Genomic DNA, 9,046 nt, shown 5'->3' with positions numbered 1-9,046 from the left:
CAGTGGGCCCTCCAGCGACCGTATGATCGAATCATTGAGATGGATTGCGACTTCAGCCATGCCCCGTGGGATCTTCCCCGCTTAGTTCACCGCAGCCACACAGCCGACTTGGTCATTGGAAGTCGTTATGTGCCTGGTGGTGGAACGGAAAACTGGAACGCCCGCCGACGCCTTGTATCCCAATGCGGCAATCGCTATGTGAGCCTTTTTCTGGGCTCGATCATCCGGGACTGGACCGGAGGCTTTCGGTGTTATCGCCGCGGACTGCTGGAAGAAATGGCCTTGTCGACCGTGCAAGCCAAAGGATACATTTTTCAAGTCGAGTTAGCCTGGCGAGCCGTACAGCTTGGAGCAACGGTGTCCGAACTCCCCATTCGATTTAGCGACCGTGTCTTAGGCCAGAGCAAGCTTGGGTGGTCATCGATCATCGAAGGGCTGATGGAAGTACCCAAGATGTGTTTCAGGAGACCAGCCAGGCGCTAGAGTTCTCGCCCCGTGACTTGTAAGCCATCTCCCTAATCAAGACACCAACGGAGAGATCAGCCCGGCTCACGCGAGCAGAGGAGTTGACTGTTCATGCAGGTCCTCATGAGCAATGTGACCGGCTCAGAAGATTCAAGTTTGGTTAAATCAATAACCAGCTCATCTTTGGCGTTGGCAAAGATCTCATCAAGCAGGCTGCTTCGTAGAGGAATCACCGCCTCAACCGGCTGAAAGAGCAGGTCAAAACCCTTGGCCGCTGTCGGCCTCATAGGATAGCGGCGGTCGTAGATCATACCATAGGCCGGAATACCGTAAATGATCCGCCAATTACCCAGCAAAAAATGCAACTCCGCGCCATGGATATACAATCCACCCGTCGTAATAATGCGCCGAGCAAATGTCTGCGGTTGGCTGAGATAAAACGTGACACGCTCGTTATAGGAGGCTTCTGCCAATGCTCCCGCCAGTTGAGCCGACAAGAGCGTAATCTCCTCATCCGTGAAAGCCTGAACCAATGGAGACTCTCCAAGAAACCACCGTTGCAGGGCAGTCCGGTGCTCCTGCACCTTCATTCCCGTCAAGAGTGTACGTATGGTTCCCGGTTCTATGAGAAATGGGTGAGTATGGTGAGTAGGCGGCCATTCAGGGAGCACATCGGCATCTTCTTCGAGTCGCACATAGTTCACAGGATCTTCGTACACGATCCGTGAGGGAATGTGTGGGACCGCGCAACCGACCAACCATATTGGAGAAAGAGTCAGCCATACGATAACAATCGACATCATCGCATTCAGCTTTCGATCGTGTATCCTCTGATCGTTCACCCCTCCTTCCCCCTTGTACCTGTTCACCCCTCGCTGATCGTGACGGTCATTTCAGCACGCTCCAATGGATTGTCCCTGCCGTCACGTTTCATCGCGACGATCTTGTCGGCGACGTCCATACCGCTCACCACCTCTCCGAAGACGGTATATTGCCAATCGAGGAAGTTTGCATCAGCGACACAGATAAAGAACTGCGACCCGGCGCTATCTGGATCATTCGATCGGGCCATCGAGACGATGCCTCGCTTATGGGGAGTACTGTTGAACTCCGCCTTCACTTTGTACCCAGGTCCACCCATGCCATGCGAGGAACGATCTGGGCTCTTGCTGTTCGGGTCCCCACCTTGAATCATGAATCCTGGGATTACTCGGTGAAACGTGGTCCCGTTGTAAAATCCCTCTTTGGAAAGCTTGATAAAGTTCGTGACATGACCGGGCGCCACATCTGAAAAAAACTTGAGCACAATGTCGCCTATCGGTTGCCCCTTGCTCGTCACGGCAATGGTTGCTTGGACGTTCTCACTGTTCTCAGCCATTCGATCTATCCTTTCTCACATTATCGAAAGAGAAACGGCGGTGGCGCAACTCCGGCCTCCAACCCCTCATTCACGGCAATCCATGAGCTCCCGTCGTCGCTCCGGAACACTCCGGAACTTGTTCCGGCGTAGAGTCCTGTTTCTTTGGATCCGATCAACACCTGGATAGCCTGGTTCGTCAATCCCCTGTTCACCGGAGTCCATTGCTTTCCCTGATCCACGGTCTTAAAAATTCCGTTCCCCGTCGCCACAATCAATGTCCGATCGCTCGACACAATACCCCGGATGGAATCATTGGGCAATGCCCGACTGATCGGTCGCCAGGTCAGTCCACCATCGGCACTGCGGAAGACGCCGCCGTCGAACGTTCCGGCGACAATATTCTGATCGTGATCAATGACGAGGACGCGGATGAAGTTTTCGATCATCCCTTCATGATCTTTCAAGCCATGATGTAACCGTACCCACCCTGATGAACGAGGGCTGAACCGAAAGAGGCCTTTCCCAGATGTTCCGGCGAATAACGTCCCATCAGCTGAGCGAGCCAGAGCATGAACCAAGATATCGTCCAATCCGGTCGTGACGGGAATCCAACGATCGTCCGAGTGCCGCAGGCGATACACACCATCACCTGTTCCAGCGAAGAGTTCCTGATCCACTGCCAGGAGAGCCTTCACCTCCAGCTGTTTGAGCCCAATACTGACCGGCTGCCACGAGTGGCCGTCGTCTCGGGAGCGAAACACCCCTCCACGAAACGTCCCGGCATAAACCGCGCCATCCTTGGTGGAAGACAGACTCAAAATAAATGGATCAGTCACTCCCCCCCCTACTCGAACCCATGTGGAACCGCGGTCGGCGCTGCGAAAGATACCATGTCCAAATGACCCGGCGTAAATCGTCCCATGGCCGTCCATGACGAGCGCTTGCACGCTGGCAACGGATTGTTCAAATGGACCAGGCGATGATGCGGGATCGGCCGCCGGGATCAGAGCCGGTGACGATGCGAGATGAGCCTGAAAGGCCTCACCCTTGGCCACATACTGAAAACCAACCCCCACAAGCATGGTCACGGTGAGAACGGAGATCCGACAAGCTTTTCCAAATTGAGCCGTCATCGCACCCTCGTTCCCGCAGTGTTGATCGGCAGATCCGGGTCAAGCGGCAAATCAACGTCATGGTGAGTCTGATTCCGTCCGAACAACCGCGCGCCAAGAATTCCGACCTCATACAGCGCCATCAGAGGAACGGCCATCAGCAACATCGTAAACAGTGTGGCATCGGGCGTGACGACCGCCGAGACGATGAGACAGAGCAAGATCGCATGCTTCCGGTACCGGGTGAACGTGCGTGCGGAAGCAAATCCCGTCATCGCCGCAAGTGTCATGACCAACGGCAATTCAAACGCACACCCGAAGATCAGCAAGAACTTCACATTGAAATCAATATAGGTCCCCACGCTCAATTCCGGGGTAATGTCGCGGTCCAACCCAAAACTCACAAACCACTCGATCACGAGCGGCAGAATCACCACATTGCAGAACACCAATCCTAATGCGAACAACCCACCGGCGATCATAAACAGCGGGATGGCCCAGCGTTGTTCGGTCGGCAACAACGCTGGTTCAATGAACTTCCAACACTGGTAGAAAATGACCGGCAGACTCAAGATCACCGCCGCCAACAACGAAACCTTGATCGAAGCAAAGAGCGCTTCCGTCGGCCCGTAAAATGCCAGCTGGTTCGGGAACGGGCGATTGAGCCAGGCCACCATCTCCGACGAAAACGTGAACGTAAGCACCAGTGCGCTCACCATCGTCGCCCCGATGATGAGCAATCGCCGCTTGACGGCTTGGATATGAAGGGCAAGCGGATGCACGACGTGCTGCATAAAGCCAGCTAAGGATCCTCAGTCTGCCTGTCAAGTGGTTGATTACCGTGCTGGCTCCAGTTGCTGGTCCCGATACAGACGAATGAATTCCGCCAGCTTGTCTTTCTTGACCAATTTCTCTTTTTGAATCCGTTTTTTCTCGATCTCTTCGTTTGGCGTCAGAACATGACGCCTTTGTAGCTCATTGAGCTCAAGATCCAGGCGATGGTGAGACTCTTCCAGCTCTCGAAATTCGGTGTTGGTGTGGCGAAGTTGTAACATGATCGCATCTTCCGTCAACATACGACACCTCCCCTGGTTAAAGTGAATCTGGTAACGGTGAGTCACCTCCTGAGCGGCCGGTTTGATCGCGCCGCCGCCCACCTGGCAGCACAAGCGGATTCATTTCCATTAAGAGTGCGTCTTCTGTGGGATGGGTGTAATACTGAGGACGCTTGCCGACCGGCATAAACCCCATCTGCGTATACAGCGACCGTGCAGCCTCGTTCGAGGCTCTGACTTCAAGGGTCGCTCGAGTGGCGGCCTGTTCAAACCCCTGGCGGCAGGCCTCCATCACCAATGCCCGTCCCACTCCATGCCTGCGCATCGTCCCTTGAACCGCCAAATTCATCAGCCGCAGCTCTTCAAACACAATCCAAAAGCAATGATACCCGAGAATTGCTGGATTCCCTTCTCCTCTCGACCGATCCTGGCTCAATGCGACAAGAAAATGTGCGAAGGGATTCCCCGTCAACTCAGCTTCCAACATTTTGCGCGTCCAAGGCGCCGAGAAGCAAGCCTCTTCTAGTGAAACAATCTCGGACAACATGTCCGCTGTCGCGGGAAGAATATGCAGGTCCAACATCGCGCTACCACCACACGGATGAATCACGCCCTCGATCGTTTCCGGCCTCGCGCCAATCGCTCCGCCGTCTTCCGCTCAACACGGATTTGACGCCTCGCGACTGAGGAAAGCCCTCCTGACTGTTCATATTGAATATCGGCCTCAGCCCGTTGGACATAGAGCGGAGCCACGACCTCCCCCGCAACCTCCCCTCGTTGAAGTCGACTCATCCCGACGCGGGCAACCGAGACGGCCGACGGTGAAAAGAGCTGGTCTGATCCGACCCTCACCATGCCCGCCGTTATCAGCCGGTCGTGGATCTCTGGTGCCATCGCCGCCCATCCCGCACCATAGACCAATGTCGGTTCATGAAGACTCTGAACGAACGCCTGTTCCGTCCCGACCTGCTCACCAAGCACACGCTCGATACATCCATCCACGCCACGACGAAAGATAGCCCAATACACTTCTCCCCGACGGCTGGGCAACAGAGGACAAACCGGCATCGTGCTGTCCACATTCCAGGCCATGGCCTCCAATGTTGGAACAAGAACCAGGGGAAGTCCGGTTGCGGCCCGGAGTCCGAGGCCTGTGGCGAGACCGACTCGAATCCCCGTAAACGAGCCAGGCCCAGCTGAGCAGATCAGCCCGCTCAGCTCATGCAGTTGCACTCGCGATTGCGTGAGCAGGCGATCGATGGTCGGCAACAGCACTGCACTATGGGCCCCACCGGCCTCCTCCCCATGCTGAGCCAGGACGCCGTTTTCATCAAGAATCGCCACACTCTGCCACGTCGTGGCCGTTTCAATTGCGAGGATCTTCATCGTTGGTTACAAGGTCTGTCCCAAGTCTTCCGCTGTGATCGTTTGATTCTGATGCAGTTCATGGAAGGTGACCTGCAGAGCCCCCTGCCCTCGGCCATCCTCAAGAGAAATTTTGAACGGGCGCAGGGATCGAGTCTCTGCATCGGCGAAGGCCTGCGACGACACGGGACCTCCCTCATCGAGAGGCCTAAAATCATCGTAGTGAATCGTGGCTTCAATCTCCCCATCCCCGCCGAGCCGCTCCTCCTGCACCACCAGCAGCCGATGGTCAAACCAGAGACGGCGGATGAGTGTCCTCGACGAATGGCCCACTCCACGTGCCACCCCGTAGACATCGAGGCGATACCGACTCCGCTCCAGTACAAGCTTGGCAGTTTCTTCTCTGGTAAGCGCATTCGCACCCAACAGACCTCCGATGGCCCATGCACTCAGCTGAGAGAACCGGGCAAGATGCCCCTGGTCTTTTAAATCGGTTTGAGAACCAGTATAGACTTTTCCTTCCATTGGGAGCCGGAGCCGATACCACTCATCGGCTTGCACGAACTCAAACACTTCTCCCCCCAAGGGAGTAAAGCCTTTCAGCCTCAGGGAATTCGGCCGTCGATAGTAGACCGTTCCCTCGACTCGGGAGAGGATCGGAATCAGCCCACCCCGTACCTTGGCGCTGAACAATCCTTTCATCGACGAGACCGCAGCGTCACGTTGCCGCAACAGGGCGGTTAAGTCCTCAACCGTGACTCGTTTGAGCGGCAGCTCTTCCTTGGGACCTACCACTGCGCAGCCAGCAAACAAGACGAGCGGCCCAAGGAGCAAGACCAAGAACAGACGCGTAATGATCATCTGTAGTGACCGTTCCATCCCAACCAGCACACTACGCCAAGACCACGTCGAGCGCCTCTCTGACCTCTTGAATCCCAATCAATTCCATCCCCTCGATTGGGTCCAGCTTTGTCAAGTTTCGCTCAGGTAAGAGGCAGCGCTTGAATCCCATTTTTGCCGCTTCACGGATGCGCGCCTCAGCCTGACTGACCGCGCGGACTTCACCGCCTAAACCGATCTCGCCCAACATCAAGAACCCCGGCTCGATAGGGATGTCTCGCAGACTGGAAGCGACGGCTGCGACAATCCCCACATCAATGGCTGGCTCATCGATGTGCATGCCACCCACGACATTGACATACACGTCCTGCCCGGAAAGATGCACACCCAGTCGCTTTTCCATCACCGCAAGCAGCAGAGAGACACGATTCAATTCCACCCCATTCGCCATCCGCTTGGGCATGGCATAGCTCGTCGATGACACCAACGCCTGCAGCTCGACCAGGATCGGCCTCGTTCCCTCAAGACTCGATACCACCACTGATCCCGCACTCCGCTGAGAACGCTCAGCCAAGAACAACTCCGACGGATTGTTCACTTCTTCGAGCCCAGTGTCTTTCATCTCGAAGACGCCGATTTCGTTCGTTGATCCGAATCGATTTTTCACGGCACGGAGAATTCGATAGCTGTGGCCCTTGTCACCTTCGAAATACAACACGGTATCGACGATGTGCTCCAATAACCGCGGCCCGGCGATCGCCCCTTCCTTCGTGACATGTCCGATGATGAAGACCGGTACGCCGGCGCGCTTTGCAAACCACATCAGTTGTCCGGCCACCTCTTGCACTTGACTGATGCTGCCCGGCGCAGAGGTGATCTGTTCCGTGTACACGGTCTGAATAGAATCGACGACCACCGCGACAGGCCGTACTTCCTGGACCGCCTTTAAGATCAGTTCGAGTGACGTTTCAGCCAGAATCAACAGATGCGGGTGTTCGATCCCCAATCGCTGTCCACGCATTTTGATCTGCCGAGGCGATTCTTCCCCTGAGACGTAGAGAACCGGAGCCTCCTTCGTCGCCAACCGTGGCAAGGCCTGGAGCAACAACGTCGTCTTCCCGATTCCGGGATCACCACCGATCAAGATCACCGCGCCGGGAATGACACCACCTCCCAAGACTCGATCAAACTCGCCGATGTGGGTCAACCGACGGTCCTCGCCCACCACCTCGATCTCTGCGATGGGTGTGGCCTTGGCTTGAGCGGTTTTCAAATCAGCAGGCCGGCCCTTGCCGGTTGCCGCTTGCCGCTCTTCTTTCATGGTATTCCAACCGCCACAGTCGGGACAGCGGCCGAGCCATCGTGGCGATTGATGGCCACAGGCCTGGCAGGAAAAAACAACCTTCGACTTCAACGATGGATCCTCACAGATAACAATCGCCCCCATGGCTATCTTAATGGATGGAGTAAGGGAAGGAAAGGACCACGCAGTATGATGACACTGGGCTCGCATCTCAAGACTTGTGATGTACCATCCGATATGGTCCAGTGATGGATTAACCCAAGCAACCACTTATGAAAAAGCAAATCCGAATCGAAGAATTGACGCTGGGCATGGTGATCGACAAGCTCGACCGGTCTTGGTTGAGTACACCGTTTTTTTGCCACAAGATGACGATCACCTCCGCCAAGCAGATCGCGCAGCTGAAAGCCTGCGGCGTGCAGACCCTGACCGTCCGCATGGAGTCCAAAGAGATCCGTGAAGAAACACCGACACCACCGACTCCTGAGGACACACCCGTCGAATCAACAAGCAAGTTCACGGATCCCATCCCATCCCCCACTCCGACATATGTCCCATTCGAAGAAGAGTTACCGGCGGCCAAGCAGGTTTATCAGGCCGCCAAGACCATCGTGCAAAATGCGATGCAAGACGTACGGCTAGGACGAGCGCTCAATGTCGATGCCGTGCAAACCGTCATCACCGATATGACCGAGAGTGTCTTTCGCAATCCGGACGCGCTCCCCAGTCTGTCACGGCTCAAGCGATTCGACGAATACACCTTTTACCACTCTGTGAATACGGCCTTGCTCGCGATGTCTCTGGGCCGAAGCCTTGGCTTCGATCGGCCGATGATCCATTTAGCCGGCGTCGGCACACTCTTGCACGATATCGGAAAGATGAAGGTCCCTCTCAAACTTCTCAATAAACCTGGTCGGTTCGAGCCTCATGAAATGGAGATTGTGAAACAACATGTGCTCAGGGGTGTCGAAGTCCTTTCCAGCACGACCGGCCTGGGCGACACATACATCCAACCGGCACTCGAACATCATGAGCGAGTCAACGGCGACGGCTATCCGCATCGACGCGCTCATCAAGATATCAGTCAGGTCGGCCTGATCACGGCGATTGTCGATATCTATGACGCCATGACAAGTGACCGGGTCTACCATAAGGGCAAACCGGCCCATGAAGTCCTCCAATTGCTGTATCGGCTCTCGCTTGAAGGTCACCTCGACCCCACACTCGTGCAACGATTCATCCAGGTCGTCGGAGTCTATCCGGTCGGATCAGTGGTGGAGCTGAATACCGGTGAGACCGGTATCGTCAAACGGATCAACCATAATGCGCCACTGGCACCGGTGGTGCTGTTCGTCAAGGGCGCAGGAAATACGCTCCTCTCACACCCGCAGGAAGAGGATCTCTCGCAGCAGACAGCGACACCCCCTCGGAGTATCAAAGCTGTCCTCCACCCCCACCAGACCGGCATCGACCCAACCGTCTACCTCGATAAGAAAGCCGCCTAGCGCTAAGCATAAGATCCTGCACCTCATTCGCGTCTCACCAC

Annotated in this window: 11 protein-coding genes; 2 read left to right on the top strand and 9 right to left on the bottom strand. The window is 55.6% G+C overall.

What is annotated here, in order from left to right:
- On the top strand, nt 1-483 hold a 483-nt coding region (locus ACMTNU_RS16020; RefSeq protein ID WP_413936310.1), incomplete at its 5' end, for a glycosyltransferase.
- A 56-nt stretch (nt 484-539) separates the two neighbouring features.
- Here ACMTNU_RS16020 and ACMTNU_RS16015 read toward each other — a convergent pair.
- From ACMTNU_RS16015 to radA, 9 genes are all read right to left on the bottom strand, one after another.
- Complete coding sequence (locus ACMTNU_RS16015; protein ID WP_413936309.1) at nt 540-1,268, bottom strand: hypothetical protein; 729 nt, start codon at nt 1,266-1,268, stop codon at nt 540-542.
- A 62-nt stretch (nt 1,269-1,330) separates the two neighbouring features.
- On the bottom strand, nt 1,331-1,843 hold the full coding sequence (locus ACMTNU_RS16010; protein WP_413936308.1) for a peptidylprolyl isomerase: 513 nt from the start codon (nt 1,841-1,843) through the stop codon (nt 1,331-1,333).
- Nucleotides 1,844-1,863: 20 nt separating this feature from the next.
- On the bottom strand, nt 1,864-2,958 hold the full coding sequence (locus ACMTNU_RS16005) for a hypothetical protein (RefSeq protein WP_413936307.1): 1,095 nt from the start codon (nt 2,956-2,958) through the stop codon (nt 1,864-1,866).
- Nucleotides 2,955-3,731: a twin-arginine translocase subunit TatC gene (gene tatC, locus ACMTNU_RS16000; protein WP_413936306.1), complete on the bottom strand. Its 777-nt coding sequence runs from the start codon at nt 3,729-3,731 to the stop codon at nt 2,955-2,957. Before tatC ends, ACMTNU_RS16005 begins: the two co-directional genes overlap by 4 nt.
- Before the next feature lie 42 nt (nt 3,732-3,773).
- A complete protein-coding gene (locus ACMTNU_RS15995; protein WP_090751280.1) occupies nt 3,774-4,013 on the bottom strand; it encodes a DUF465 domain-containing protein in 240 nt (79 codons plus the stop codon).
- 16 nt (nt 4,014-4,029) lie between these two features.
- Nucleotides 4,030-4,602 carry a ribosomal protein S18-alanine N-acetyltransferase gene (gene rimI / locus ACMTNU_RS15990; protein ID WP_413936305.1) on the bottom strand — a complete coding sequence of 191 codons (573 nt, stop codon included), beginning with the start codon at nt 4,600-4,602 and terminating at the stop codon, nt 4,030-4,032.
- Nucleotides 4,599-5,378 carry a tRNA (adenosine(37)-N6)-threonylcarbamoyltransferase complex dimerization subunit type 1 TsaB gene (tsaB, locus tag ACMTNU_RS15985; RefSeq protein WP_413936304.1) on the bottom strand — a complete coding sequence of 260 codons (780 nt, stop codon included), beginning with the start codon at nt 5,376-5,378 and terminating at the stop codon, nt 4,599-4,601. The genes rimI and tsaB overlap by 4 nt, the downstream gene beginning before the upstream one ends.
- 6 nt (nt 5,379-5,384) lie before the next feature.
- Nucleotides 5,385-6,236, bottom strand: coding sequence for a hypothetical protein (locus tag ACMTNU_RS15980; RefSeq protein WP_413936303.1), 852 nt, complete (start codon nt 6,234-6,236; stop codon nt 5,385-5,387).
- Between the two features lie 13 nt (nt 6,237-6,249).
- Nucleotides 6,250-7,644: a DNA repair protein RadA gene (gene radA / locus ACMTNU_RS15975; protein WP_413936302.1), complete on the bottom strand. Its 1,395-nt coding sequence runs from the start codon at nt 7,642-7,644 to the stop codon at nt 6,250-6,252.
- A gap of 128 nt (nt 7,645-7,772) precedes the next feature.
- On the opposite strand from radA, the gene ACMTNU_RS15970 reads away from it, so the two are divergent.
- Nucleotides 7,773-9,005: an HD-GYP domain-containing protein gene (locus ACMTNU_RS15970; RefSeq protein ID WP_413936301.1), complete on the top strand. Its 1,233-nt coding sequence runs from the start codon at nt 7,773-7,775 to the stop codon at nt 9,003-9,005.
- Nucleotides 9,006-9,046 lie beyond the last annotated feature (41 nt).

This window comes from Nitrospira sp. BLG_1 (genome assembly GCF_047338595.1).
Classification (GTDB): Bacteria; Nitrospirota; Nitrospiria; order Nitrospirales; family Nitrospiraceae; genus Nitrospira_D.
Note: the sequence above shows the minus strand (reverse complement) of the source record. Positions and strands in the feature narration are given on the sequence as shown.

Bases quoted from the DNA above. Each gene is read 5' to 3' on its own strand.
- ACMTNU_RS16015 (WP_413936309.1), bottom strand. From the start codon at position 1,268: ATGATGTCGATTGTTATCGTATGGCTGACTCTTTCTCCAATATGGTTG.
- ACMTNU_RS16010 (WP_413936308.1), bottom strand. From the start codon at position 1,843: ATGGCTGAGAACAGTGAGAACGTCCAAGCAACCATTGCCGTGACGAGC.
- ACMTNU_RS16005 (WP_413936307.1), bottom strand. From the start codon at position 2,958: ATGACGGCTCAATTTGGAAAAGCTTGTCGGATCTCCGTTCTCACCGTG.
- tatC (WP_413936306.1), bottom strand. From the start codon at position 3,731: ATGCAGCACGTCGTGCATCCGCTTGCCCTTCATATCCAAGCCGTCAAG.
- ACMTNU_RS15995 (WP_090751280.1), bottom strand. From the start codon at position 4,013: ATGTTGACGGAAGATGCGATCATGTTACAACTTCGCCACACCAACACC.
- tsaB (WP_413936304.1), bottom strand. From the start codon at position 5,378: ATGAAGATCCTCGCAATTGAAACGGCCACGACGTGGCAGAGTGTGGCG.
- ACMTNU_RS15980 (WP_413936303.1), bottom strand. From the start codon at position 6,236: ATGGAACGGTCACTACAGATGATCATTACGCGTCTGTTCTTGGTCTTG.
- radA (WP_413936302.1), bottom strand. From the start codon at position 7,644: ATGGGGGCGATTGTTATCTGTGAGGATCCATCGTTGAAGTCGAAGGTT.
- ACMTNU_RS15970 (WP_413936301.1), top strand. From the start codon at position 7,773: ATGAAAAAGCAAATCCGAATCGAAGAATTGACGCTGGGCATGGTGATC.